Below are 26,036 nucleotides of genomic sequence, written 5' to 3'. Positions count from 1 at the left end.
GTATAATCATGATCAAATTCCAGAATGTTGAAACGCAAAGAACAGGACCAGTAAGGTGAACCTTGGATGAAGAGAGCTGCGGGACGGTGCAACGCAGACGACAGGAGCCTGAACTCACCTGGGAGCGGAGCAGGGGAACCTCGCGCAATGAAATGCCTCTAAGGCATAGATGACATTGCGGAGCTTGACCTTGCTACGGGATGGCCTCCGTGAGAACGGCTGCGCACAAATCCTTTGCGATTTGGCGATGGAGGGGGCTTTAAGGTCCGGGTTTGCAATGGACCTAGGATTTAAAGTCAACAAGAGTGGTACCGCGATAGGATAGCCTGTCGTCTCTTGCATAAGAGATGGCAGGCTTTTTTGCATGTTGAGGCAGCTTGGAACTCGGATCAGGAAGAAGGCGTATAACAACGAAGCAGCGCTTAAAGAGTTAAAGATACCCGGTAAAGGGAGCCGGATATCATGTGGTATTTGCATAACAGCATAACGTATAAACGCGATGAACGGGAGCAGTAGAAGGGAGCTGTCTACAGAGAGCTGCGGTTTTGGTGCAACGCAGCGGCAGCAAGCTTCGAATCTCGCCCGGGAGCGGAAGAGGGAACGTCTGCAGGTCGGATGATTTGATCGATCCGGATCGAATGCCAAGAATGCAGATAGGACTCTCTTACGGCGTTCCTCCGTCATCGGGAAGTCCATTCTCTTCATGACCCGGCCGGCATGAGGAGATCATGGACGGTGAGTGGACACGTGCGTGCGTTAGCATCGCTGAACAGCATGGCGTGTCAATTAGAGTGGTACCACGGAGGGTCTTTAGCCCGTCGTCTCTTATGATATAAGAGATGGCGGGCTTTTTTGCTGCCGGCAGCAGCAGGGTGGGAAGCGGACGCAAGTCGACGTGCGGACGTGCATTGAACATAACCAGTTGGATAGAACAACAGAATCCAATCGAATGAAAATCAGGGTTGTACCCTAACGAAGGAGGAATATCGGAAGATGAATGAATCCAAGAGAACGATCCGAATTTTCGATACGACATTGCGGGACGGAGAACAGGCACCAGGGGCAAGTCTCCAGCCCGAGCAGAAGATGGTGCTGGCCGGAAAACTGGCGGAATTGGGCGTTGACGTGATGGAGCCCGGGTTTCCGGTGTCCAGTCCCGGAGAGTTCGCCGCTGTGCAGGCCATTTCAAGGCAGCTGCAGCAGGTGGAGATTTGCGGGTTCGCGCGAGCGGTAAAAGGGGATATTGATGCGGCCGTCAAGGCAACCCAGGATGCGGCGAGAAGGCGGATTCACCTGTTTATATCCTCTTCCGACATCCATCTTCGCCACCAGCTGCGCATGAGCCGTCCGGAAGTCGTGGCAAGGGCGCGTGAAATGACGGCTTATGCGAGGCAATTCAGCGATGTGGTGGAATTCACGGCGATGGATGCTTCCCGAACGGGCATCGACGACCTGATCGAGATGGTGGAGGCCGTTATCGAAGAGGGAGCCACGATCATCAATCTGCCGGATACGGTCGGATATGCGCTTCCGAACGAATACGGCGAGATGTTCCGGCGGGTGCGGGAAGGCGCCCGAGGCGGGAAGAGGGTCACCTACAGTGCCCACTGCCATAACGATCTCGGTCTAGCCGTGGCCAACAGCCTGGCCGCGATCGAGAACGGCGCGAGTCAAATTGAGGTCACCGTGAACGGGGTGGGCGAACGTACAGGCAACTGCGCGCTGGAAGAGCTTGTCATGGCTCTATCTACCCGGGGCGACATGCTGCGGGCAGAGACGGGCATTACGGCCGAGAAGCTGTACGAGGTATCCCGCCTCGTCAGCGGTGCGATGCATTTTCCGATCGCCTTCAATAAGCCCGTGGTCGGCCGGAACGCCTTCCAGCATGAATCCGGCATTCACCAGGACGGTCTTCTGAAGGATCGTAGCACCTACGAGATTATGGATCCGGAGAAGCTGGGCATTCCGCGAAGCATGATCGTACTGGGCAAGCACTCCGGCCGCCATGCCCTGAAGGACCGCTTGGCCCGTTACGGTGTCCGGCTCGAGGGAGCCGAGATGGAATCCCTGTACGATACCTTCAAGGAAACGGCTGACCGTCAAAAGGTGGTCAGCGATGATCAGCTGCTGCAGATGGTCAGCCGCACATTGGGCAAGCCGGCACAGGTGTACGAACTGTCCGAGGCGCAGGTCATTTCCGGCACGGGAAGCAGCAGGGTTGCCGCGGTTACGCTGCGCCAATTGAGCGAGCAGACGGAAGCCACATACTCCAGCGTGGCGGACGGTCCCGTGCAAGCCGTCATATCGGCGATCAGCCAAGGAATCAGCAGCGACATCCGGTTTGGCGATCTGGAGCTGCATTCTTTAAGCAGCGGCGAGGACGCGCATGCCGAAGCGGCGGTAACGGTGGAGAAGGCCGGCAAGATCTTCCGCGGCACGGCCGTGCACCAGGATATCGTCATGGCCGCAGGCTTGGCATACGTTGCGGCATGCAACTCGGCGTTAATGTCGGTTTAGGCATCGAAGCGATTAAGGGACCTCAGCGTGCTTACATTTACTTAAGATTGGCACAAGCGACCTTCCACCCGGAACGGGGAAGGTCGCTTTTTTCCAAAATAATAAAAGGTAGGCCCTATATAGGAGCTAAATATATAGAACATCAAACTCTGTCAAGTTGTGAACAACGTTATCCACATATTCGCCAAAAAATGTGCATAACCGAGAAAAATGTCGATAAATCGGTCTTTTGCAAGACGCTGAAAAGAGGGGACAGGATTTTCAAATATCCCGGTGGAAACTGTGGATAATGTGAATAACTTAGTGGATAAAGCTGGATATAGGACCGGAGATCCGCGTATAACAACAAAAAAATGGCCATTTCGGCCATTTTCATGATAAACTTATGCACCATTCCTGGGGATAAGTTTGTGTATAAACGTAAATCTTCATTTGAAACACTTTTGTGAATTTTTTTAGGCTTCCAGCAATGACTCCCATTCGGCAAATATTTGCTCAAGCTGACTCTTTTTCTCCTCTAACGACTGCTGCCGTTCTTGGAGCGCCATATAATCCTGATAGATCTCCGGCAAGGTCATTTCGGTTTCCAATTGGGCAATGTCCGATTCCAGGACATGAATTTGCTCCTCCAAGCTGGCAAGCCTGCGCTGACGGTTTCGTTCCTCCCGTTTCGCCTGCTTCTCGGCTTCGAAGGAAACGGCCCCTTGCTTCTCAGGCAGAGCCTCGGCTTTCCCTTCCTGTTTCAGGGTGTGGCGGGCAAACGGCTCGGATGGCTCGTTGTCCATATCAAGAATTTCCTGCTTTTTCTCCGTATAGTCGTCATAATTACCCAGGAAATGTTGAATGCCGTCCGGATGAAGCTCGATGATGCGTTCCGCCATTTTATTAAGGAAGTAACGGTCATGGGATATGAACAGTAAAGTGCCCTCGTAATCCATGAGTGCCGATTCCAGCACCTCTTTCGCAAACAAGTCAAGATGGTTCGTCGGTTCGTCCAAGATGAGCATGTTGGCTTCCAGAAGCATGAGCTTGGCAAGCGAGACGCGTGCTTTTTCCCCGCCGCTTAAGGAGCTGATCTTCTTGAGGACATCTTCGCCGCTGAAGAGGAAATTGCCCAGAACGGTACGAATGCGGGCTTCCTCCATATGAGGATAGGTGCCCCACAGCTCTTCCAGGACGGTGTTGCTTGGGTTCAGCTCGGATTGCTCCTGATCGTAATAGCCGATCTTCACTTTTGTACCCCATTGCAGTGACCCCGCCGTCGGCTTCATGGTACCGATCAAGCATTTCAGGAGCGTCGATTTGCCCACCCCGTTGGGTCCGATCAAAGCTACGGTTTCCCCGCGGCTGAGATCAAAGGAAACTTGCCGAAACAGCGGTTTGTCCTGCTCGAACGCAAGCGACAGATCACGTACGTGAAGGACGTCTTTCCCTGACATATACTCGGCTTCAAAAGAAAAATGAGCTTTCTTGAGATCGCCCAGCGGTTTGTCGAGCCGCTCCATTTTATCCAGCGCTTTGCGGCGGCTCTGCGCACGCTTGGTCGTAGAGGCCCGTACCAGGTTTCGCTGAATGAAGTTCTCCATGCGGGAAATCTCATCCTGCTGCTTCTCGTATTGCTTCAGCTGGGATTCGTATTCGGCTGCTTTCAGCTCAATGTACCGGCTGTAGTTGCCGGTATATTTTTTGGAATGGCAGCGTTCGATCTCCACGATGGTGGTCACGAGCCGATCCAGGAAATACCGGTCATGGGATACGACGAGCAGCGAGCCGGAATAACCGCGCAAATAATCCTCCAGCCAGGTGAGGGTTGCGATATCCAGATGGTTCGTCGGTTCGTCCAGCATCAGCAGGTCGGGTGCTTGCAGCAGTATTTTTGCAAGGGCCAGCCTTGTCTTCTGCCCGCCGCTTAACGTGGCAATGGACGTATCCGGCGAAAAGCTGCCGAATCCCATGCCGTGCAGCACGCTGCGTATGCGTGTTTCGATCTCATATCCGCCTTGATCCTTGAACCAGTCCGAGCGGACCGCATAACGATCCAAAAGCTCCTGGTATTTCTTCGGATCTTCGCTCGACTTGGGGTCGGCGATTTGCTCCTCCATCTGACGAAGCTCACGCTCCATCTCCAGCAGGGGAGTAAAGACATCCAGCATCTCGTTCCATATGGAGGAATCGGACTGAAGCCCGCTGTTCTGGGCAAGATAACCGACGGTGGTTTCCTTGGCTTTGAAGATTTGTCCGCCATCATAGGACATCTCGCCGGCCAAAATTTTAAGCAGCGTCGATTTCCCGGCTCCATTGACTCCGACGAGGCCGATTCTTTCGCGTTCAAGGACTTGCAGATTGATCCCGTCCAGGACGGGCGTAACGCCATATAATTTCGTAATGCCATTGGCTTGCAGCAGCATGTTATGTGAAACCTCCATCTTTCTATATGATTCTTCCATTAATTCTTCATTATAAGAAAAAACGACTTCCGACGTACATGCTCCGACAGAACGCGCGTAGACGCTGTTTTATGGCAATCTGAATGATCGCGTGCTTTGGAGTTTATGTGTTTCTTCTATCTTAAATTAAGTGTACATGAAAATGACCGAACAATCGACCATGATTGGCGACTTCCGTCATTCTTGGCTAAAGGAAGGAACAGTGGTAAACTAAACTTAATTATAAGCGTGAGAGGAAAGATCACGTGTGAACCCTGAGGAATATTTGAAGCGGGCATCCGCAAAAGCCGCCCTGCGCAAAACGATGGCATTGCGAAGGGACGAGTTATCAGAGGAAGAGCGGGCCAAGCGGTCGAAGCAAGCCTGCGCGTTTGCTGCGGAGGTCATGGACCGTCTCCATCTTCAGAGCATGATGATTTATGTTCCCTTTCGTTCCGAGCTGGATTCCCGGCCTCTTATCGAATGGGCATGGAAGCAGGGGATCCAGGTTATCGTTCCACGGAGCTTGACCCAAGACCGTTCGATGGAATTGTATAAGCTTCAGGCATGGGACGAGCTGGTTTCCGGCGCTTACGGCATTTCGGAGCCTGATCCGTTGCGGTCGCAAAAATGGAATCATCCGGGACCGGATATCGTCTGGGTCCCCGGGCTTGCGTTTGACAGAATGGGCGGAAGGCTTGGATACGGAGGCGGTTATTACGACCGGCTGTCGGACAGGCTTAACCAGGGAGCACAAGCCGACGCTCGTCGGATCAAGAAGCCCTTGTGGGTGGGGATCGGTTACGAGGTTCAGGTCTTGGAACAAGTTCCTATGGAAGAACATGATAGGGTATTGGACGGTTTGGTTACGGAACAGGGGCATAACGTGAAGACCAGACCTGCAGCGGAGGGATAAGAGATGGAACTGAGTCATTTTAATGACCAAGGCAGAGCACGAATGGTGGATGTCAGTGATAAGGATGTAACCGCCCGGACAGCGGTAGCGAAGACAACGGTCCGTATGCATCCGGATACGCTGGCCCGCATCCAGGAGGGGAAGATCGGCAAGGGAGATGTGCTTGCCGTGGCACAGGTTGCGGCCATTATGGCGGCCAAGAACACGTCGAACTGGATTCCGATGTGTCATCCGCTGCCGTTGACCGGCGTGAACGTGGCGTTCAGCGATAACGCCAAAGACGAGTTATATATAGAAACGACCGTGAAAACCACAGGCAAAACCGGTGTTGAAATGGAAGCTTTGACAGCTGCTTCAGCCGCTGCGCTTACGGTCTATGACATGTGCAAGGCCCTGCAGAAAGACATGATCATCGGCCCGACCCTGCTGGTAAGCAAAACCGGCGGCAAGAGCGGGGATTACATACAAGAAACGACATAGCATAGATACAGGAGATTCGGACGAGTGGGAAGGAGAGAGGGCAGATGGTGTGGAAAACGGCGATCCTGACGGCGAGCGATAAAGGCTCGCGGGGGGAACGCGAGGATACGAGCGCTCAAGTGATCCGGGAATTGGTGGAGGAAGAGCTAAGCGGTGAAATCATCGAATACCGGATCGTACCGGACGAGCAGGACGAAATTATCGCTGCATTGATCGAGCTTACGGATTATTATCAAGTGGACCTTGTCCTCACGACAGGCGGTACGGAGCTGGCGGTGCGGGATGTTACGCCCGAGGCGACCAAGCGGGTCATCGAACGCGAAGTGCCCGGCATTGCGGAAGCGATGCGTGCTACCGTTATGCAGAAGAATCGGAGCGCGATGCTGTTTCGGGGCGTATGCGGCGTCCGCGGCCGTACCTTGATTGTCAATCTCCCGGGCTCTCCCAAAGGCGTGCACGAGAATCTGGCCGCGGTCATGGATCAGCTTCCGGAGGCACTGTTGATGGTAACGGGCCAGTATCGCGAGCAGCTCTAACGAGTACCTTATTAGATAATTATGTAAATAAACTGTCACGTTTCTGGACTGTATATGTGATTTACATTATGGTATGATGGCGGTATATGAGCTTGTTTCACTGCTGGAGTCGGATGATTTTCTTTAGTTAAAAACCTGTTGCAGCTGCAAGGCATGATGGATTAATGTCATCCTGAAGTCCTTTTGAAGGCATTAAGCAGGACGAGGAGGAGAACAGATATGAGTACAATTGGAGTGCCGGGCATTATTTTGCTCGTTATTTTGGCGCTGCTCTTGTTCGGACCGAACAAACTTCCTGAACTGGGACGTGCGGTCGGAAGAACATTCCGTGAGTTTAAGGACGGTGCGCGGGAGATTATCGCTGACGATGCACCGGCGAAGAAGAAAGAAGAGGCTCCCCAGCAAGCCGTTGCCGCTGAGCCAGCTAAGATTGAAGACAAGCGTCTTCCGGAATAGAATTAAAGCAAGGCTTGAAGTCCCTTCCTTCGGGAGGGATTTTGTTTTGTCAGGGTCACATACAGGGTGGTGGTTAACTTGTCGGAGCAAGTGAAAGATATGGCGCTTGTGGAGCATTTGGGCGAGCTTCGCAAACGAATTATAATCGTGCTCGTGGTATTCGTAGCAGGACTGGTCGGGGGGCTTTTCGTTGCGGACCCGATCTATCATTATTTGACGGCGGCCGAAGAAGCCAAGAACTTTGAGCTGCATGCCTTCTCTTTTTGGGATGGCATCGGAATCTACATGAAAATCGCCGCCATTTTCTCGCTCGTCATTTCCGTTCCGCTGATCTTCTATCAGCTCTGGGCGTTCGTCAAGCCGGGGCTGCGCAAAGAAGAACAGAAAGCGGCCATACGTTACGTGCCGTATGCGTTTGTTCTGTTCATCGTCGGGATCACGTTTGGTTATTACATCGTATTTCCGATGACGCTGTCGTTTACCACGGCGATCACGCAGGGCATGGGGCTTCAGGAAACCTACGGCATTACCAATTACTTGAATTTTATGTTCAATCTCGTATTGCCGCTGGCTCTGCTGTTTGAGCTGCCGCTTGTGGTGATGTTCTTAACGAGAATTCGCATTCTGAATCCGCTGCGGCTTCGCAAGATGCGCAAGGTCGCGTATTTCGCGCTGGTCTTTATCGCGGTCGTCATCACGCCGCCGGACTTTATATCGGATTTCCTGGTCACGATTCCGCTGCTGCTTCTATACGAATTCAGCGTGTTTCTGTCTTCCGTGATCTATCGCAAGCAATTAGAGGCGGACATGGAACGGGACAGCCGCTATGTAAGGGCAGACGAAGAGGACTGACCGTATTGTTTTTTGCAAAATAAGAGATCCTTTAAGAATAAAAATGACCCGCAAACTTCACTCCTCGGGAGTATGGTTTGCGGGTTGTTTTTTGTCCAATGAATGATGGATTAGAAATTAGTGTTCATCATTGCCTCAGTCTTCTTTATGGGAATCATGTCAGGGCGGCGTCCTAACCTTCATCTTGCGCATATCTCGCCAGAGCCAGCGCTGCGGTTTCTTGCATTCGGGCCTGCAGCGTGCTTCCTTCCACGACTTTCACCCTCAGGCCGAGAAAGCGAATGCGCGAGAGCAGAAATTCGCACTCACCCTCCAAATAGCAGACCTGAATGCGGTAGGTATCGGAAGCTTCATCATAATGCACCGTTTTGTCAAAGCAGGAAAAGGCGTAAAGGATCCGCGACAATTCCCCGTTGTACCGCCGGTGGATTTCAATGATCGCTTGCTTTTTCTGTTTTTCCATCAGCTTTTGCAGCCGTTCCTTTATGCGATCGATCCGGAAGGAGGGGAGCGAAGTCCCTTGTATATATAAAATATGATCGAGTTTCGTGTACATGAGTCCTCTACGGCTTTTGCTGTACCAGATCAGCATCCATTCCCGTTTGATCATGGAGTACACCAGTTTGTAAGGGAAACCGGACTGATTGCTGCGCGCTTCTCCATGTTTTGTGCGGTAGCTTAGGCGAAAGCCCTGATCCTGCATGATCATTCTGCGCAAGGTTCGAAGATGCGGATGGTAAACGCTTCGTTCCTGTCCCTTGGCTTTCTCCAGAATGATCCCTTTCATCTCGGCACCGCTATGCTCCATGTGGAGGAGCTCCTTGAGCCGGTCCAAGGTGCCGGGCGTAAAGGCGTTTGCCGCCTCGGGGTGCACCAGCATCATTTTCAGCCATCCCCGTTCCTGAGCGGTAATGGCAATCGAGTCGGTTTCCTCAAGCCTTGTTATGATCTGGTAGTTAAATATCTTCTCGAATGGATTCTGGCTCATAATAAGCGGCAATCTCCTTCCATTCCTTAATGAACTCCTGCCGAAGGGAGCGTGGCTGGAGCACCTCGCAGCTGGAGCCGAAGCTGCGGAGCCAAGGCTTAATTTCGCTGGTGCCGTTCACTTCAATTTCGTATAAGAACGAGCTCTCGGATTCCATGGTAACGGTCCCCCATTGCCCTTGCGCCTTAACCCGGTTCAGCACGAAATTCACTTTGCTGCCCTCCGGGTTAAAGAATCTGGCCACGACCTTGGTGGGATTACGGGTATCGGTAACCCAGCTGTGCTCGAATTCGGCCAGCGTTTCCATGAGTCGCTGTTGGAATACTTCTTCTTCAACCACTTCGCCTTCTTCGATTTGAGTCAATCCTTCCATGCGAAACTTCATGAGGCCCTGTCTGCCGTTATGACCGATCAGGTACCAACGGCCGTATTGATGGTCATAGATCACGCGCAGCGGCAACACCGTTTCCCGAAGCCCTCTGGATTCCCTATGGAACAGCGGATTCGTGTTTCGGGAAGCATAGCGTGAAGAGCTTTTTGGCGATAAATACAGGAAACGGAGCCTCGCCCTTTTGGAGATCGCCTGAAAAATGGTGTGCAGATGCGCCTCATCCAATATGCGTGAATGGTAATGATACTTATAAATATAGGCCGGGACCGAGTGTGCGGCGATGTCACGATTGCGCAGGGCCCTCTTTAAATTGTCTCGAAGCATATACCCCTGAACAGAGGGGAGCTGCGTGTTCGACATGACGTCCACATAATCGTAGAGATCAAGAAGCTCGTCATCCGACAACGAATCGATGAGGTCACGGGCGCCCCTGTAACGGTACGGCCGTTCTGCGCCTGTCTTCACGATGACTCCGACTTCTTCCAGGTATTTGAGATCCCCGCGTATCGTCTTCTCATCGGGCAGTGTTTCTCCGTCCGGGAATTGATCGCCGCAGCGTTCGATGAGTTCCTTCGCGGTTAACTGCTGATGCTGCAGCTGGGTGAGGATCATGGATAGCCTCAAGCTTTCCGATGCTTTGAGCGATTTGCCGCGGAACAGCAGCAGCAGGAGCGGATCAGCGGTTTCATAGTATGAATAGCGCAGACCTTCGGAGAGGGTAAGACTTTGTTCTTCGGAGAGCTGCGGCTGAAGCGATTCAATCATTTTTTTTAAATTTCGGAGCGTTTTGTCATAGGTATGTACTGAAATGCCAAGGCGATCAGCCAGTTGTTGCCGGTTGTATGCGCCGCCGGCCAGCGCCAGAATACGAAGAAATTGGATTTCTTTATCGAAGCTTTCCCGAGCCATGGCGCCCTCCTTCAAATCATATAGTAGATCGCACGTGATCCAGTCTGTAACTATTGTAGCAAGGATAGGGAACCGCATAAAGGAGGGATATTGTAACACCTTCATATGGTCGACAGCCAATCCAAGCATGCCCCGGACCACGCACCGTTCGCACAGGGAGCAGTACTCGTTTTGTTATCGCCATACTTTTGCCCTGTTGAAATCGGAACGCATGGAAGACAATAAGGATATCGGAAATTTACACGGCAACTACAGAAGGAGAGATTCCGGATATGAATATAACGCAGGAAATGAAATCGACGATTCAACAAGAACTTGAGCGGATTGAGCGGGAGGAAGGGGTCCTAATCCTGTATGCCTGCGAATCAGGCAGCAGGGCCTGGGGGTTCCCGTCGACGGACAGCGATTACGACGTAAGGTTTATCTATATCAGACCCGTGGAGTGGTATTTATCGATCTTCGACAAGCGAGATGTGATTGAGCGGCCAATCAACGACAGGCTGGATATGAGCGGTTGGGATTTGAAAAAAGCATTGGGGCTTTTTCGCAAGTCGAATCCGCCCCTGCTTGAATGGCTGGAGTCCCCCATCAAGTATAAGGAGACGCTTGGCATCGCCCAGCAAATCCGAAGCATATCTCCGCTTGCGTTCTCGCCTAAATCATGCATGCACCACTACCTGAACATGGCAAAAGGCAACTACCGGATGTATTTGCAAGGGGGAGACGTTAAGATCAAAAAATATTTCTATGTACTGCGTCCGATCCTGGCATGCGACTGGATTCAAACCTACAACGAAATGCCTCCCATGGAATTCGAGCTGCTTACGGATCGCTTATTAGATCAAGGAAGTGCGCTGAAACAGGAGATTGATCAATTGCTTCTTCGCAAACGTTCGGGTGAAGAGATGAATATTGAACCGAAGCTTCCTATCATTAACGCATTCATTGAAGAGAAATTGAACGAATATGAGCAGTTGACCAAGGATAAGAAGCATCAAGATACGGATCTGGACCAAAGCTTGGATGCTTTGTTTCGGAACGCGCTGGTTGAAGCCTGGGGAGCCGGCGGACCGCAGTTATTCACGGTTTGACGAAAGGAGAGGGCCAATTTGGCAATTATACAGCTCACATCAACGAATCCGCAGTTTTATGAAAGAATGAAACCTTTTTGCGGAAGGGCATGCTTTGGGCTGTTTTGTTCTGCCGAATGATGATTAGATCTATGGTTCCATTCGTGTAGTGTTCCTAAAGCCACAGGCATATTTTGGCTGGTCATGGATACAATGGTGAAGGGGGTTTAGGGACAACCTCTCCCTAAGTCCGGATTGCAAAAAAATGATCAAAAATTCATGCAAAGGACTTGAAATTTTAAGACAACTTGAGTATCATAAAATTGGTTGTTAGCACTGAGGGTTGTCGAGTGCTAATACATAAAGCTTTGAAAAAAGCATCACAACATATTTAAAGGAGGCTATTTTTTCATGATCAGACCTTTAGGTGAACGCGTATTGGTAGAACCGATCGAACAAGAAGAAACTACGGCATTCGGGATTGTACTTCCTGACTCTGCTAAAGAAAAGCCGCAAGAAGGTAAAGTTATTGCTGTAGGCAGCGGCTCCCTGAAAGACGGCGCACGTGTACCTTTGGAAGTTAAAGAAGGCGACCGCGTTATTTTCTCCAAATACGCTGGAACAGAAATCAAATACGAAGGTAAAGAATATTTGATTATGAAAGAAAGCGACATCCACGCGATCTTAGGCTAATGAATGCCTGAATATATCCTGTTTTACCATTCCATAATCCACTAGGGAGGTATGTAATACCATGGCAAAAGACATTAAGTTCAGTGAAGACGCCCGTCGCTCCATGCTTCGCGGTGTAGATGCTTTGGCAAATGCAGTTAAAGTAACGCTCGGACCGAAAGGCCGTAACGTGGTTCTTGAGAAAAAATTCGGAAGCCCGCTCATCACGAATGACGGCGTAACCATCGCTAAAGAAATCGAGCTGGAAGATGCATTCGAGAACATGGGTGCTCAGCTAGTTAAAGAAGTAGCTACCAAAACCAACGATGTTGCCGGTGACGGTACAACAACGGCAACGGTTCTGGCACAAGCCATGATCCGTGAAGGTCTGAAGAACGTTACAGCTGGCGCAAACCCAATGATCATCCGCAAGGGTATCGACAAAGCGGTTAAAGCAGCCGTAACCGAGCTTGCGAATATCGCGAAAGAAGTGAAAAACCATCAGGAGATCGCTCAAGTCGCTTCCGTATCCGCAGCTGACGAAGAAGTAGGTCAACTGATTGCAGAAGCAATGGACAAAGTGGGTAAAGACGGCGTTATCACCGTTGAAGAATCCCGCGGCTTCTTGACGGAGCTTGAAGTAGTAGAAGGTATGCAATTCGACCGCGGCTACATCTCTCCATACATGATCACCGATACGGATAAAATGGAAGCCGTTCTTGAGAATCCATACATCCTGATTACCGATAAAAAAGTAACCAACACGCAAGAGATCCTGCCGATCCTTGAAAAAATCGTACAGCAAGGCAAACCGCTCGTACTGATCGCGGAAGACATCGAAGGCGAAGCGCAAGCGATGCTGATCGTGAACAAACTGCGCGGAACGTTCAACGCTGTTGCTGTTAAAGCTCCTGGCTTCGGCGACCGTCGCAAAGCCATGCTGCAAGATATCGCTGCATTGACTGGCGGCCAAGTGATTACGGAAGAGCTCGGCCTCGACCTGAAAACGGCTTCCATCGATCAATTGGGTACCGCTCGTCAAGTGCGCGTAACCAAAGAGAACACGATCATCGTGGATGGCGCTGGCAACAAGGAAGATATCGATGCTCGCGTGAAGCAAATCCGCAACCAATTGGAAGAAACGACTTCCGATTTCGACAAAGAGAAACTGCAAGAGCGTCTGGCTAAATTGGCTGGCGGCGTAGCGGTTATCAAAGTCGGTGCGGCTACTGAGACGGAATTGAAAGAACGCAAACTGCGCATCGAAGATGCCCTGAACGCAACTCGCGCTGCGGTTGAAGAAGGTATGGTATCCGGTGGTGGTACAGCGCTCGTTAACGTATACAACGCTGTTGCTGCAGTTCAAGTTGAAGGCGACGAGAAAACAGGCGTGAACATCGTTCTGCGCGCTCTGGAAGAGCCAATCCGCACGATTGCAGCTAACGCTGGCCAAGAAGGTTCCGTCATCGTAGAGCGTCTGAAAAAAGAAGAGATCGGCATCGGCTACAACGCGGCTACCGATACTTGGGTGAACATGTTCGAAGCAGGTATCGTTGACCCTGCCAAAGTAACGCGTTCCGCTCTTCAAAACGCTGCATCCGTTGCGGCCATGTTCCTGACAACCGAAGCGGTTATCGCTGACAAGCCAGAACCAGAAAAACCAGCTATGCCTGACATGGGCGGCATGGGCGGAATGGGCGGCATGATGTAAGTAAGGCCTTAAAAACCTTAATACCGCTATTTAAAAGGCTCCCGAGAGGGAGCCTTTTATTATAAAATCACGCGAGCATACTAATATGTGTGGGGCTACCCCCATAGATAAAGGCGAGAATGACACGCTCGGCAGCATGAGGGCGTAACTCTTCTCGCCTTATTGTTATCTTATTCTATTATTAATCTTCGTCTCTCCTCATTTGGTAGTGGTGGTGAAAGTGGTGATGATGATGGTGGTGATGATGGATCATATGATGGCCTGACGGGTGACTATATGGATGAAAATGTGGGTGATGGTCATGCTCATGGCCGTAATGATAAGGCTGTGGTTCCCTTTGTTGATTACCTTGAATGCTATGGCTTTGTTGATTCATTTTGGTCTTCTCCCTTTCATCATGAGATAGTGCATATTATGTGTACAAATGAATAGTGACACTTGACCTAAATAAATTGGGCGATCCATATAAGTATTAAAATAATGAGCAATAAACAGGGAGGAACGACGACATGCCAAGACAGCGACAATTACAGAGAAGTGATTTACAAATATATGCCAACTTGCTTATACTAAAAAAAGTAAACTGAAGGCATCGGTAAGAAAATCCCTGCTGGCCTATGCTGGCAGGGGTTTTTCTTTGAATGGGGGAGCAATTTGTATGAAAAAGTTATTCATGAAATTTGGAACAGTGGTCTTATCTTTATTACTGGTTTGGTTGGTCCTTAATTATTTTCCGGAGTTAGATGACAGTGATGTAAACCCACCAATACCGGGTACCGTTGTCGAATTAGAGTTTCCAGCGGATAAATATCCTGAGACGGCGGATCACATAAAAAAGGCCATTGAATCCGGCCATTCCGATATTTGTACCATTGATCGAACTGGTGCAGAGGATAACAGGAGTTCTTCACTAAAGGGAATCCCTACGAAAAAAGGATATGATCGCGATGAGTGGCCGATGGCCATGTGTGCCGAAGGAGGAGACGGTGCAAGTATCGAATACATAGATCCATCTGACAATCGAGGAGCAGGCAGCTGGGTAGGTAACTATTTGGAGGGATACCCGGACGGTACCCAAGTACATTTCATTTTTAGATAGCAAAAAAAGCCTACTAGCTAATGCTAGTAGGTTCTTTTTTTATGTTTAGCCGTATTAATCGACTCACATGCTTTACTTCAACTAATGGCACCCAGACTGGCCCATAAACACTCCGCATCTTTAAGCGATCTGTACAAGAATCCGGTATGCCTTGTAATACTTCGCCATTGGTAAGGTATACGGTTACGCTTTGCTTCTCTCGAATGGCTATTTTTAGTTCTTTATTCCACATCTGATTGATCACGCACCCATGACAATAGTAATAATGTCAGTATATCAGAGGTAGGTAAAATTTACTACAATGCATTGAACACGCGGCAGTTGCAAATTCCATTACGACTAGAAGTGTAGCTGCAAGACTAACAGCCCATACTATGGCAGAGGCAGTTGTTGATGGCATTACAACAGCTATGATCGATAACTTACTTGCAGGTAAATCATCAGGCATGAATGCAATCGAAAAATACTATGATATCGAAACGGGCGCGCGTGTTGCGTATATCTTCAGAGTAGTTTCGGTGTCATCATGACCACGCACACTGCACGATTGTAATGAAATCAGCTTCTGCCATCTGCGAGCATACTAATATGTGCGTGTCTTATTATGCGTATAATCTATGATAATCATAGAAATGATAATATTGATGAATGATTATAAGGGGCATAGAATGGAGTTCGTAAGCAACAAGCCGACTCTAAAAATGTAAGGAGTGTCCATCATGTCACATGTAGTTGCAGAAATCCAAATACCGGACAGCACGTTGGCAAAAGCAGCCGCAGAGTTGCTTCGTGAGCACGGAAACGATTTACTGTGGAATCATTCCCACCGGGTATATCTATTTGGTGCACTTATGGGAAAACGAAACAATGTAAAATATGATTTAGAACTGCTGTATATCAGCGCTTTGTTCCACGACTTAGGACTTACCAAGCACTACAGCAGTCCAGATAAACGTTTTGAGGTGGACGGAGCTAACGCAGCACGTGATTTTTTACGAAGTTATGGAGTGCCAGAAGAATCTGCTCGGCTCGTATGGGATGCGGTCGCCTTGCATACAACTATTGGAATAGCCCAGTATAAAGAACCGGAAGTTGCCTTGATTAACTCTGGCGTTAGCTATGACGTTGTTGGGGAAAATTTTGATGCATTTACCGAAGATGTGCGAAACCAAGTAACGTTGGCATATCCGCGTAATGGATTTAAGAACAAGATTTTACCAGCGTTTCTTGAGGGGTTTGCTCACAAACCGGAAACGACCTACGGCAATATCAAGGCAGATGTATGCGCTCGGTTACTCCCGGGCTTCAAACGCAAAGATTTTTGCGATAGTGTACTTCATTCGCCATGGCACGAATAAGTTTTTTGGCGAAGCGATTCATGGATAAACTGCACATCTTAACAATCCCCTTCGGATAGAAGTCGGGGATTGTTTTGTTAATGAAAATAAATTATCTATAATACATGCTGAATATGAAACAAATCGTTGATAAAGAAGAATGAGCTTTTTAAGACTCGCAGAAACCGGGGTGCAGGATATGGAAATCCGGCAATTAGAATATTTCATGGCTGTTTGTCAAGAGCTGCATTTTACAAGAGCATCCGAAAAATTGGGGGTCACGCAGCCTACCCTAAGCCACCAGATAAAAGCAATTGAGGACGAATTGGGGATGCCCTTATTCGATCGGATAGGCAAAAAAATAGCTATTACTGAAGCCGGATTCATTTTGCTAAAACATTGCCACACTGTTTTTCACAGCTTCAAGAGCGTACGTGAAGAAATTCAAGAACTGCAAGATATCAAACGGGGACGCCTTTCGGTTGGGGTTTTACCGGGCGAATTAAATGCGCTTGTTTGCCGGCTGCTGCCGGATTTTCATGAGGCCTATTCCGAAGTTCAGGTTAGGGTCATCAGCGCGGACAATGTTGCGGAACGCTTGCTTAATAACGAGATCGACCTGGCTCTTACTATTATTCCTGTTCATGATGAACGTATCGTTTCCCAACTGCTGTACAAAGAAAAGCTTTATTTAGTAGTTAATGCCGACCATCCCTTAGCGGAAGGGCCCGAAGTAAGCTTAGAGGCTCTTAAGGACCTCCCTCTTGTTTTGTTTCCTAAAAATTATCGGTGTCGACATCAATTGGATTCTATCTGCAACCTGAAGGAAATTGATCTGCGACCAGCCATCGAAATCGATGCCATTGAATCAATGATCACCCTGATAGAAGCAGGGGTAGGCTGTTCCATCCTTTCCGAAACCTTGATGAAGCAGTGGGACAAACCTGGAGTAAAAATAGTGAATATAGCAGAAAACCCATTTTTACGGCAAGTCGGACTAATTTATCACAAGGATAAGTACAGGGGGCAAGTTGTCCTAAAATTCACCGAACTTCTTCATAAACAAATAAGCCAATTAGGAATATCCTATACGGTTTAACGCCTATTTGTTTTTTTTGCATAATTTTCCTAACATAGCATATTGAAACATGCTATCCCCATATACATTGTTATCGAGCCGCTATAAATGGTTGTATTATTTCGTGTGCCGAAAGGTGGGGTAGGGTTGTCGGATCCTTTTGTAGTCAGGTCATTAGACGAAATACGTTTTTGGTCTCGCATTATGAAAGAACATTCCTTTTTTCTTCGATTAGGATTTAGATGTGAAGACACGCAGTTAATCAATGAGGCTAATCAATTTCATGCCATCTTTGAGGATATTGAAAGAAGATCACATGCATATCAAGCAGATACCGATCCACAAACGATTCGACAGTTTAATTCAGAAGTTCACAATGCTGCTGCACACATTTGGGCATTTAAGAGAAAGGTACTTGGGCTTATACTAAGGTGCCAGCTCCCTGGGGGAACAAATTTCCCTTTGCTTGTAGATCATGTTAGCCGAGAAGCGAATTACTTTAGAAATCGGTTAGAGGAACTCAATAACGGGAGACTTGAACCATTACCTGATGCGATTATCGATGAAAATGTCTTTTTCCTAAAAATCATGGCTGACCATGCAAAATTTATAGGTCATCTGCTTGATCCATCGGAGCGAAAATTAGTGGAACAAGCAAGGGAGTTTAGCCAAGATTTTGATACGTTGATGTTTCAAGCCATTGACCTAAGTTCCATGCGTCCACAATCGCAAACCCATCCATTACTAAGTCAATTTGTTGATGAAAACCGCGTTTCAGTCAAATCATTGCGCGATTTTAAGAAGACTGCGCGCGACTTAATTGAAGAGTGCCGAATCAAAAGCATCATTCATCCTTTATTAGCAGATCATGTTTTTCGTGAAGCTGAACGATTCTTATTTATTCTAGACATGTTCGATCGGTCATTATCTGGCATGAAGGTAAACAAGAAAGAAATCATGCATTAATAGAATGGAGGCACTATTGGATGGAAATACAAATAACGGGCTTTGTTGTTCATTCCAATAACCCTGATTCCAGTCATTCCCATCAACTCTTTCTAACATCTTGGGATGGAAGACCGGTAAACGTTCATGTCCATCCCTTTCAAGGAGATACCTCTTTTGACGTTGGACATTTCCATCATTACGTGGGTATAACTGAACCAGCTCCAAGCGGCGTGCCACACGTCCATAATTACCATGCCCAAACATCATTTAATGACCAGCACAAGCACATGATTAGAGGAACGACTGGACCCGCCATTCCATTGGCAGGCGGTGGGCACTATCATTATTTCGAAGGTTATACCACCGTAGATGGCAGGATCCCACATGCTCATCGTTATAGCGGAAACACAGGTGATGAACAAGGGTAGATAATAGTTTCATCCACTTTGCTTTATTATTTTAATATAAATTATGCCTTTGACTATTACCTCATGCCTTTGCATTATCAGACGCCCTTACATAATATGTAGTATTCCAATTAGGAAGGAGTAAGGGAAAATGAGTGGATATGAAGGTTCCGGGTATGGCGGTAGTGTTGGTGTTATTCTCGTTCTCTTTATTCTGCTTGTCATTATACTCCGTACTTGGGGATTCTAAGTAAATACCTTATAGAGATCTCACTTATATGCATTGAACGTTTCAGGGTAAATTGTGTGAGAAGCACAAAAGTACCGTTCGTAAAAGGTTTTGAGCAAGATGATGCTCGTTTTGAAAAACACCCAAAAAAGCGGCAAGCTAAGATGCTATTTGAGCCTTGGTTTGCCGCTGTTTTATTAACTATCATCTCCGTTGGCTGTAAAGGAACGTTTTCCGCGAAACAGAAAAATCCTCTTCTCCTCAGCACACATGTCAAACCAATAAGATGATTAGGCCAAGTACAAAAAAAGCGGATCCGAGGCATATGGAAACCAATCCGCCGAATTTTACTAAATCCATGTAAGTATCGCTTCGTTCCGAATCTCCTTTGACTTTCCAGCCTTCATCCCTGCTCCAGCCGAATGTTGGATACCTTCTGGCCAGGAGACCCATGCCTATGAGGATCACAGCATACAGAAAAAGCGCCCCCATGACATAGGGGTACCGCCAGGTTGAACAAGCGTCGCAAACCCAATTAAGACCAATACGCCGCCAATAAATCCGCCTATTGCCGCACCAACCTGGGTTTTTAACAAATCATGATCGTCCTGCTCGTAGTCTTCCGGTAACCGTTTATTCCATCGTATCCAATCCGAATCCGGATTCATGTAGCTATAACGGCTATTTAGAATGATGACGACGCCAAATAACATCCATAACATTGAAATCAACCCCTTGAAGATTCATACGGAGTAACAAAATGGAAGTTCCTGTATAGTGAAGTGAAACATGAAGAATGGGGATCTAAAGTTACAAATTAAAGGTACCTGAAAAGAAAAAATCCTGCTCTTATGTGAGCAGGATTTTACTTCTGTTCCCTAAGCTTATCGCAAAAATTAATGGCGCTCCGGGGTACGGCGTCTTAACCCGGCAAGACCGGCAAGACCAATTAATCCAAGCCAACCCCAGTCTGTATCGTTATCATTGGTGGCTGCGTTGGTGTTATAACTTCTAGCGTTAACGTTGTTTGTGTTCATGTCATTTGCATTCCTGTTGTTGTTTTCGGCGGAAACAGGGACAACCAACATGCAAGCAATGCTCATAGCAGCGAGAAAAGACATGCAGATTTTCTTCATGTTAAGGACCTCCTTTCTCTGTTCGTCTGAAATGCATGGGCAGGTACCAAAATTATCTTGCCCCAAATAATCTTTAACGATTCTTTACCAAACGAGTGTACTTCTGACTTCCGAGTAGTGAGACTGTGCTAATTTTTCCTTTTATCCGCTATTTCACCGGATTAATGTCGATCCATTTCGAAATGGACCGAGCCGCTGTCGCGCGGATCGGTTATTGTTTTGCGGGCGATGAGATTCCCCTCACCATCCAAACCTTCGATATCAAAAGATGTGGAAGCGGGCGACGGTAGAAATACGAACCAGATCATTCTTTCAGCCTCCGCAGCAGTCAGCTTAGCGTTATAACTACCTTTGCCCTTGATTTTGACGCTTACCTTTTTTATCGAGGGATCCAGAATATCCCCGAACACCATGGGAAACGGGGTAGAGAGATGGTCTAATTCAGGCATGCCCATGTAATTTAACGCTGCTATGGATTGTGAAGATTCGCCGATTCCATATCCGCCGCCCCAAGCCCATTTCCAACCGATCCGAGTTTTTCGTACATATTCTACTTGCAAATTATGGCTTCCCGCTTGGTAAGGTCGTTTCATAAATAAAAGAGTGCCTCCGCTCACGGGTTCACGGTGAATGACATGCATGGAGGATGGGCCTCTAAACTGTTCAACCGCGTTATCCGGAGTCTTCCCGAGCGGGATATGAAGGATATTGTCCTGCCCCAGCGCTCGCGACATGCGCCGATCCGTTAATCCGCCAGGGCGTTCCATCACATAGATGAAGGCGTAGAAGAGAACGACCGAAAGAAATATCAGTTTGGCAGCAAACCGGATGATTCGTTTGTGTTTAACTTGCATAATGCGTCCACCACCACAACGTTTTTTATAATCATTTCTCAAAATCGAACAACGACTCCACCAATATACCATAATTTGGGGGTGTTATTTAGCAGTGCGTGTGGAAAACAGATAAATGCAAGTTAAAGATGAAACGTGTCGTTTACTCGATTCCAGCAGGGAACTCCCGTTTTATGTCGAAGTTTGAAATTAGGGGGTGCTTATATGCTAAAAACATTGAAGGTCGAGCTCTTTAGCGATTCCAATCTGGACGATTTGCAGGATCAGGTGAATGAATTCCTGTATAACATTCATCCTGACGATGTGAAGGATATTAAGCTTTCATCGGCAGACGGAACGTATGATATTTTGGTCATATATAAAGAATAAAGAAAAAGCACCTTAAAGGTGCTTTTTCTTTTGATCTTGCTTATTAAGAATCTCAAAAGGTAAGACCACTTTGCATATAACATTGCCGTCCAGACAGCTCAAGGTCAAAAAGTTAGGTACATCACTTTTTATGTCCCCCTAATGAAGCTTTAAGGTTCCATTAAGCTACGCATCTTATGATGGAATCACCTCTTAACAATAGATTAGGAGCCCCTCTAATTCCGTGGTTAGAGGGGCTTCTCTTGTTTACATATCTTTTTTGCGCAATTGAACAACGGGAGGTTATCGTCTTTCCGGCAGCTCCATGCACCAACGATGACTCTTGCTCGTGGTTTGATTCTTCCTATTTTTATGAGATATGATAGACTAGTATTTTTTATAAGCTATACCCATGTTGCAAAGAAAGTAGGAGAGTAATGGAAGATTTCATCTTGTGGTTGAAGTATCTGCTGCTGGGAATTGTGCAGGGGGTTACGGAGCCGATTCCGGTATCCTCCAGCGGTCATTTGATTGTCGCCCAAAGGCTGATGGGCATGGAGCAGAATGGGCTGTCGTTCGAAATACTGACCAATACGGCCTCATTGATTGCGATCGTGTTCATCTTTCGCAAGGATTTGCAGAGATTGATTGTGAACGGCCTAAGTTATGTTCGGACACGACGACCGGAGTTTAAATCCGACTTCATGTTCATTCTGTATATTATTGTGGGTACGATTCCGGCTGTCATCATCGGACTGTTGTTCAAAGACCAGATTGAGGAAATATTCGCTTCGGTTCGCACGGTAGGCGTCGCGCTGCTATTTACGGGAGTCGCACTTTGGCTGATTCGGAACCTTCGCGGCCGCAAGCTGGATAATGACTTGTCGTTCAAGGACGCGCTTATCGTAGGTTTGGCACAGGCGGTGGCGCTGATTCCGGGGATCAGCCGATCCGGCTCGACCGTCATTACGTCGATCGCCGTGGGGATGAAGCAGGAGACGGCCCTGCGGTTTTCCTTTATGCTGTACATTCCGATAAGCCTCGGCGGCATGGTGCTGGGCGTGTCGGATATGGCATCGGATCCTGATTTTGCTCCGCTGTTCATTCCCTATTTGATCGCATTTATCGCGACGCTCATCTGCACCTATTTTGCGATGAAATGGTTCATGAATATCATGGCGCGCGGGAATCTGAAATATTTCGCTTATTATTGCTTTGTTGTCGGCATTTTGCTGCTTGTCTTCTTATAAGAATGAGGGAAGGCTTCTCATAAGGTTCCTTGAACTTGTGGGGAGCTTTTTTTCTTACTGTGGAAGGGAAGCAAGGCGATCATTGCGTAGTATCGGATATAAGAAAGGTATAAGATGAAGCTAATAGGAGAGTGGTTGTGATGTCAAAAATTCCGTTTCAATCGGTCGTTTCATCGGAGGAGGAGCTTCGAAACTTGTTCGGCGATTCCAATCACGTGGTCAAACATAAAACGATTCATCGATTGGACCATCATTGCAAAGACTTTATTTCGAAGAGCCCCTTGTTGTTTATGGCTACTTCCGACGCATCCGGAGCCTGCGACGTTTCGCCCCGGGGAGATGCGGCGGGATTCGTGCATGTGATCGATGAATCCTGCTTAATCATTCCGGAGCGTCCGGGCAATCGACGGTTTGATTCGCTGCGGAATATCCTGTCTAACCCGAGAGTCGGGATCGTGTTTGTCATACCGGGTTTGAAGGAGACTTTGCGAATCAACGGCAGCGCCGTCTTGGTAAGGGACGAAGAAATCCTGGATCGGCTTAGCGTACAAGGCAAACGCCCGTGGCTTGGCATTGCGGTCTCGGTCGAGGAATGCTATATGCACTGTGCAAAAGCTTTCATGCGTTCGCAAGCATGGGATCCCGATTCCTGGATACCCAGCGAGCATCTGCCCAATCCGTCCAAGATCATCGCGGATCATGTGAATCAAGATCACGTGACGGAGGAGATCGTTGCCCGGGGAATGCAGGACAGTTACACGAATCGTCTCTATTGATTTTCATTTATAATAGGTATAGCGATATAAGGAAACGATGAGATATGACGGTCAGATTGAAGATAAGGGGACCAATAACTTTGATAACGACCAGAGAACAGGTATTGGATCGATTACATAGGGGGATACAGACCCAGGAGCGATTGATCGGGGTAGCGGCAGGAGCAGGAATATCGGCAAAATATGCGGTCAAAGGCGGCGCCGATCTGATACTGGCCTTGAATTCCGGCCGTTTTCGGCAGATGGGACTGGGCTCCTTGGCGGGCTTCATGCCCTATGCGAACTGCAATGAAATGGTGATGGATTTCGGCTCGCGCGAAATTCTTTCCGTGGTCCGCGACGCACCGGTGATATTCGGTTTATGCGGAACGGATCCAACCGTTCAGTTGCCGGGATACTTGGATGCCATTCGCGGAAGCGGTTTTGCCGGCATCATCAACTATCCGACGGTGGGAATGATTGACGGACAGTTCCGCGAAGCCTTGGAGGAAGAAGGCATCACGTATCTGCAGGAGGTGGAAGCCATCCGGATTGCCCATGAGCGCGATATGTTTACGATGGCCTTCGTATTCAATCCGGAGCAGACGACATGGATGCTGGATGCGGGAGCGGATATCATCTGCGCCCATCTGGGCGTTACGGCAGGCGGGATGATGGGGACCTCGAAAGCATGGTCGCTGGAGAAGGGCGCCGAAATCGCCAGAGAAATTTTTGCCGTCTGTGACGACTCGGGCAAGCAGCCGATCAAGCTCGTATATGGCGGTCCGGTCCATACGCCCATCGATGTCCAGTACATGTACGACAACACGTCCGCCATGGGTTACGTGGGCGGCTCGAGCTTTGAGCGAACGCCGACGGAAGAAGCCATCGTGGATGCGACGCATCGGTTTAAGGCAACGGGCCATCTGGAGCAGGACCGGCAGCTGATGGACAAGCTGACGCAATTCGATGTACCGATGGACTATGTTGCCTTTGTGAAAGAATACGTAGCCGAGCATTATGCAGTCCCGATTTCAATGACGGAGCTGGCCGAACGGATCCACGTTTCAAGAACGCATCTCAGCGCGCTTTTTAACAGAGAGGTGGGGTGCAGCTTTCCCGAATACATAGCCAAATATCGTATTCACAAGGCGCAGGATATCATGAAGCACAGCAAGCTGTCCCTGAGTAGAATAGCGGAGCTGGTCGGTTACCCGGACTATGTTCATTTCAGCAAGACCTTCAAAAAATACGCAGGCATGTCTCCCCAGGCCTATCGTCGGCATATGAAAGACAAATATACATAAAGATCGTACATAGATACGATCCTTTTTATTTGAAAGCGCTGTATTATGGTCTTACAGGGATCACATGCCGGACCCGTCAGTCAGAACGGGGCAAGCGATCCTGAGAAGAGACATGGGGAGGTCTTCACGGTGAAAACCATAGCCATTGCGGGGACGTTTGATACGAAGGGTGCTGAGTTTTTATACGTTAAATCGGTGATCGAGAGCTTGGGGTTACAAACGTTTACGATTCATAGCGGCGTGTTTGAGCCGATGTTCACGCCGGATGTAACCAATATCGAGGTTGCAGGGGCGGCAGATGCGGATCTGCGCGAAATCGCGGCCCGGAAGGACCGGTCGGCAGGGACTGCAGTATTGGCTCAAGGGATGGAACAAATCGTGCCGAAGCTGTATGCAGAGGGCAAATTCGACGCCATACTGTCATTCGGCGGTACAGGGGGAACTTCCATCGTCACCGCCGGCATGCGAGCATTGCCGATCGGCGTACCAAAATTGATGGTCTCCACCGTCGCTTCCGGCAATACGGCGCCTTATGTAGGGACAAGCGACATTATCATGTTTCCGTCCATCGTGGATGTATCCGGCCTGAACTCGTTTTCCACCAAAATATTCACGAACGCGGCACACGCGATAGCCGGCATGGTTAAGTTCGAATCGGCTGCGCCGATGGATAAAAAGCCGCTGATTGCAGCGACGATGTTCGGGGTAACGACCCCCTGCATCGATTATGCCAGAGAGCATCTGGAGTCGCATGGGTATGAAGTGCTGGTGTTCCATGCAACCGGCACGGGCGGGCGAACGATGGAAAGCCTCATTGAGGCCGGATTCATCGACGGTGTATTGGATTTGACGACAACGGAATGGTGCGATGAGCTGGTTGGCGGCGTATTGGCGGCAGGGCCGAATCGGCTGGAGTCAGCCGGACGCTGCAAGGTGCCGCAGGTCGTATCGACCGGGGCGCTCGATATGGTCAACTTCGGTCCGTACGATACCGTGCCGGAGGCATTCCGGGGACGAAACCTGTACAAGCATAACCCTTCGGTTACGCTGATGCGGACCACGGTGGAGGAGAACCGGCAGCTTGGCGGGATCCTTGCGGATAAACTGAATTCGTCGCAAGGTCCTACGGTGTTGATGCTGCCGCTGAAAGGTGTATCGATGCTCGATGTGGAAGGCGAAGCATTCCATGGAGCGGAAGAGGATAAGATGCTGTTCGACACGTTAAGACAACGGATAGACCGTGAGACCGTTGAGCTGATCGAGATGAATACCGATATTAACGATCAAGCTTTTGCGGTGGCCGCGGCCGATAAGCTGATGGAATTGATGAAGCGGCAATGAGAAGGGGAAGCCACAGGGCCAAG

At 48.8% G+C, this 26,036-nt stretch carries 29 protein-coding genes and 1 other annotated feature; of the genes, 23 read left to right on the top strand and 6 right to left on the bottom strand.

What is annotated here, in order from left to right; genetic code table 11:
* The first annotated feature begins 490 nt into the window (after positions 1–490).
* Positions 491–829: a binding site (T-box leader), on the top strand.
* Between the two features lie 164 nt (positions 830–993).
* Entirely contained in the window at positions 994–2,517 is a 1,524-nt protein-coding gene (locus MHI43_RS26830; RefSeq protein ID WP_036665188.1) for a 2-isopropylmalate synthase, read from the top strand.
* Positions 2,518–2,972: 455 nt separating this feature from the next.
* Here MHI43_RS26830 and MHI43_RS26825 read toward each other — a convergent pair whose 3' ends face one another.
* Positions 2,973–4,925 (bottom strand): ABC-F family ATP-binding cassette domain-containing protein, encoded by a 1,953-nt coding sequence (locus MHI43_RS26825; protein WP_036665189.1) that lies wholly within the window; start codon positions 4,923–4,925, stop codon positions 2,973–2,975.
* A gap of 286 nt (positions 4,926–5,211) precedes the next feature.
* Between MHI43_RS26825 and MHI43_RS26820 the strand changes: the two genes are divergently transcribed.
* From MHI43_RS26820 to tatC, 5 genes are all read left to right on the top strand, one after another.
* Complete coding sequence (locus MHI43_RS26820; protein WP_015737288.1) at positions 5,212–5,859, top strand: 5-formyltetrahydrofolate cyclo-ligase; 648 nt, start codon at positions 5,212–5,214, stop codon at positions 5,857–5,859.
* A 3-nt stretch (positions 5,860–5,862) separates the two neighbouring features.
* Positions 5,863–6,339, top strand: a complete 477-nt coding sequence (gene moaC, locus MHI43_RS26815; protein ID WP_009593966.1) for a cyclic pyranopterin monophosphate synthase MoaC — start codon at positions 5,863–5,865, stop codon at positions 6,337–6,339.
* Positions 6,340–6,383: 44 nt separating this feature from the next.
* Positions 6,384–6,875: a MogA/MoaB family molybdenum cofactor biosynthesis protein gene (locus tag MHI43_RS26810; protein WP_009593970.1), complete on the top strand. Its 492-nt coding sequence runs from the start codon at positions 6,384–6,386 to the stop codon at positions 6,873–6,875.
* Between the two features lie 219 nt (positions 6,876–7,094).
* Positions 7,095–7,331 (top strand): twin-arginine translocase TatA/TatE family subunit, encoded by a 237-nt coding sequence (locus tag MHI43_RS26805; RefSeq protein WP_009593973.1) that lies wholly within the window; start codon positions 7,095–7,097, stop codon positions 7,329–7,331.
* Positions 7,332–7,409: 78 nt separating this feature from the next.
* Positions 7,410–8,183, top strand: coding sequence for a twin-arginine translocase subunit TatC (tatC, locus tag MHI43_RS26800; RefSeq protein WP_015737287.1), 774 nt, complete (start codon positions 7,410–7,412; stop codon positions 8,181–8,183).
* 172 nt (positions 8,184–8,355) lie between these two features.
* Here tatC and MHI43_RS26795 read toward each other — a convergent pair whose 3' ends face one another.
* Positions 8,356–9,171 carry a WYL domain-containing protein gene (locus MHI43_RS26795; protein WP_015737286.1) on the bottom strand — a complete coding sequence of 272 codons (816 nt, stop codon included), beginning with the start codon at positions 9,169–9,171 and terminating at the stop codon, positions 8,356–8,358.
* Positions 9,140–10,471, bottom strand: a complete 1,332-nt coding sequence (locus MHI43_RS26790; RefSeq protein ID WP_036665190.1) for a WYL domain-containing protein — start codon at positions 10,469–10,471, stop codon at positions 9,140–9,142. The genes MHI43_RS26795 and MHI43_RS26790 overlap by 32 nt, the downstream gene beginning before the upstream one ends.
* Positions 10,472–10,743: 272 nt before the next feature.
* Between MHI43_RS26790 and MHI43_RS26785 the strand changes: the two genes are divergently transcribed.
* The 12 genes from MHI43_RS26785 to MHI43_RS26730 all read left to right on the top strand — a co-directional run bounded on the left by MHI43_RS26785 (position 10,744) and on the right by MHI43_RS26730 (position 19,312).
* Positions 10,744–11,562: a nucleotidyltransferase domain-containing protein gene (locus MHI43_RS26785; RefSeq protein ID WP_015737284.1), complete on the top strand. Its 819-nt coding sequence runs from the start codon at positions 10,744–10,746 to the stop codon at positions 11,560–11,562.
* A gap of 390 nt (positions 11,563–11,952) precedes the next feature.
* A complete protein-coding gene (groES, locus tag MHI43_RS26780) occupies positions 11,953–12,234 on the top strand; it encodes a co-chaperone GroES (protein ID WP_006212454.1) in 282 nt (93 codons plus the stop codon).
* Between the two features lie 61 nt (positions 12,235–12,295).
* Positions 12,296–13,924, top strand: coding sequence for a chaperonin GroEL (gene groL, locus MHI43_RS26775; RefSeq protein ID WP_009593977.1), 1,629 nt, complete (start codon positions 12,296–12,298; stop codon positions 13,922–13,924).
* A 162-nt stretch (positions 13,925–14,086) separates the two neighbouring features.
* A complete protein-coding gene (locus MHI43_RS26770) occupies positions 14,087–14,356 on the top strand; it encodes a hypothetical protein (RefSeq protein ID WP_341283182.1) in 270 nt (89 codons plus the stop codon).
* A gap of 226 nt (positions 14,357–14,582) precedes the next feature.
* Positions 14,583–15,023, top strand: coding sequence for a NucA/NucB deoxyribonuclease domain-containing protein (locus tag MHI43_RS26765; RefSeq protein ID WP_015737282.1), 441 nt, complete (start codon positions 14,583–14,585; stop codon positions 15,021–15,023).
* Between the two features lie 374 nt (positions 15,024–15,397).
* The gene (locus tag MHI43_RS26760; RefSeq protein WP_341283181.1) at positions 15,398–15,553 is read left to right on the top strand and encodes a hypothetical protein; all 156 of its coding nucleotides are present in this window, start codon (positions 15,398–15,400) and stop codon (positions 15,551–15,553) included.
* Positions 15,554–15,742: 189 nt separating this feature from the next.
* Positions 15,743–16,381, top strand: coding sequence for an HD domain-containing protein (locus tag MHI43_RS26755; protein ID WP_015737281.1), 639 nt, complete (start codon positions 15,743–15,745; stop codon positions 16,379–16,381).
* A gap of 139 nt (positions 16,382–16,520) precedes the next feature.
* Positions 16,521–17,459 carry a LysR family transcriptional regulator gene (locus MHI43_RS26750; RefSeq protein ID WP_015737280.1) on the top strand — a complete coding sequence of 313 codons (939 nt, stop codon included), beginning with the start codon at positions 16,521–16,523 and terminating at the stop codon, positions 17,457–17,459.
* A 183-nt stretch (positions 17,460–17,642) separates the two neighbouring features.
* Entirely contained in the window at positions 17,643–18,404 is a 762-nt protein-coding gene (locus MHI43_RS26745) for a DUF2935 domain-containing protein (protein WP_235201881.1), read from the top strand.
* Positions 18,405–18,424: 20 nt separating this feature from the next.
* The gene (locus MHI43_RS26740; RefSeq protein ID WP_015737278.1) at positions 18,425–18,814 is read left to right on the top strand and encodes a YmaF family protein; all 390 of its coding nucleotides are present in this window, start codon (positions 18,425–18,427) and stop codon (positions 18,812–18,814) included.
* 130 nt (positions 18,815–18,944) lie between these two features.
* The gene (locus MHI43_RS26735; RefSeq protein WP_015737277.1) at positions 18,945–19,043 is read left to right on the top strand and encodes a YjcZ family sporulation protein; all 99 of its coding nucleotides are present in this window, start codon (positions 18,945–18,947) and stop codon (positions 19,041–19,043) included.
* A gap of 56 nt (positions 19,044–19,099) precedes the next feature.
* Positions 19,100–19,312, top strand: a complete 213-nt coding sequence (locus tag MHI43_RS26730) for a hypothetical protein (RefSeq protein ID WP_144374278.1) — start codon at positions 19,100–19,102, stop codon at positions 19,310–19,312.
* Positions 19,313–19,486: 174 nt separating this feature from the next.
* Here MHI43_RS26730 and MHI43_RS26725 read toward each other — a convergent pair whose 3' ends face one another.
* The 3 genes from MHI43_RS26725 to MHI43_RS26715 all read right to left on the bottom strand — a co-directional run bounded on the left by MHI43_RS26725 (position 19,487) and on the right by MHI43_RS26715 (position 21,012).
* Positions 19,487–19,744, bottom strand: coding sequence for a hypothetical protein (locus MHI43_RS26725; RefSeq protein WP_235201878.1), 258 nt, complete (start codon positions 19,742–19,744; stop codon positions 19,487–19,489).
* Between the two features lie 174 nt (positions 19,745–19,918).
* A complete protein-coding gene (locus tag MHI43_RS26720; protein WP_015737275.1) occupies positions 19,919–20,158 on the bottom strand; it encodes a WGxxGxxG family protein in 240 nt (79 codons plus the stop codon).
* Between the two features lie 161 nt (positions 20,159–20,319).
* A complete protein-coding gene (locus MHI43_RS26715) occupies positions 20,320–21,012 on the bottom strand; it encodes a hypothetical protein (RefSeq protein WP_015737274.1) in 693 nt (230 codons plus the stop codon).
* 204 nt (positions 21,013–21,216) lie between these two features.
* On the opposite strand from MHI43_RS26715, the gene MHI43_RS26710 reads away from it, so the two are divergent.
* The 5 genes from MHI43_RS26710 to MHI43_RS26690 all read left to right on the top strand — a co-directional run bounded on the left by MHI43_RS26710 (position 21,217) and on the right by MHI43_RS26690 (position 26,013).
* The gene (locus tag MHI43_RS26710; RefSeq protein ID WP_009593971.1) at positions 21,217–21,381 is read left to right on the top strand and encodes a sporulation protein Cse60; all 165 of its coding nucleotides are present in this window, start codon (positions 21,217–21,219) and stop codon (positions 21,379–21,381) included.
* Between the two features lie 416 nt (positions 21,382–21,797).
* Positions 21,798–22,610 carry an undecaprenyl-diphosphate phosphatase gene (locus MHI43_RS26705; RefSeq protein WP_015737273.1) on the top strand — a complete coding sequence of 271 codons (813 nt, stop codon included), beginning with the start codon at positions 21,798–21,800 and terminating at the stop codon, positions 22,608–22,610.
* Positions 22,611–22,750: 140 nt separating this feature from the next.
* Positions 22,751–23,386, top strand: a complete 636-nt coding sequence (locus MHI43_RS26700; protein WP_015737272.1) for a pyridoxamine 5'-phosphate oxidase family protein — start codon at positions 22,751–22,753, stop codon at positions 23,384–23,386.
* Between the two features lie 80 nt (positions 23,387–23,466).
* Positions 23,467–24,672, top strand: a complete 1,206-nt coding sequence (locus tag MHI43_RS26695) for a phosphoenolpyruvate hydrolase family protein (protein ID WP_235201879.1) — start codon at positions 23,467–23,469, stop codon at positions 24,670–24,672.
* A gap of 129 nt (positions 24,673–24,801) precedes the next feature.
* Positions 24,802–26,013 carry a Tm-1-like ATP-binding domain-containing protein gene (locus MHI43_RS26690; protein ID WP_015737270.1) on the top strand — a complete coding sequence of 404 codons (1,212 nt, stop codon included), beginning with the start codon at positions 24,802–24,804 and terminating at the stop codon, positions 26,011–26,013.
* Positions 26,014–26,036: the final 23 nt, after the last annotated feature.

Source organism: Paenibacillus sp. FSL H8-0457 (assembly GCF_038051935.1).
GTDB classification, from domain to species: Bacteria; Bacillota; Bacilli; order Paenibacillales; family Paenibacillaceae; genus Paenibacillus_AQ; species Paenibacillus_AQ lautus_A.
The sequence above is the reverse complement of the archived record's forward strand: the minus strand, read 5'-3'. Positions and strand labels throughout refer to the sequence as shown.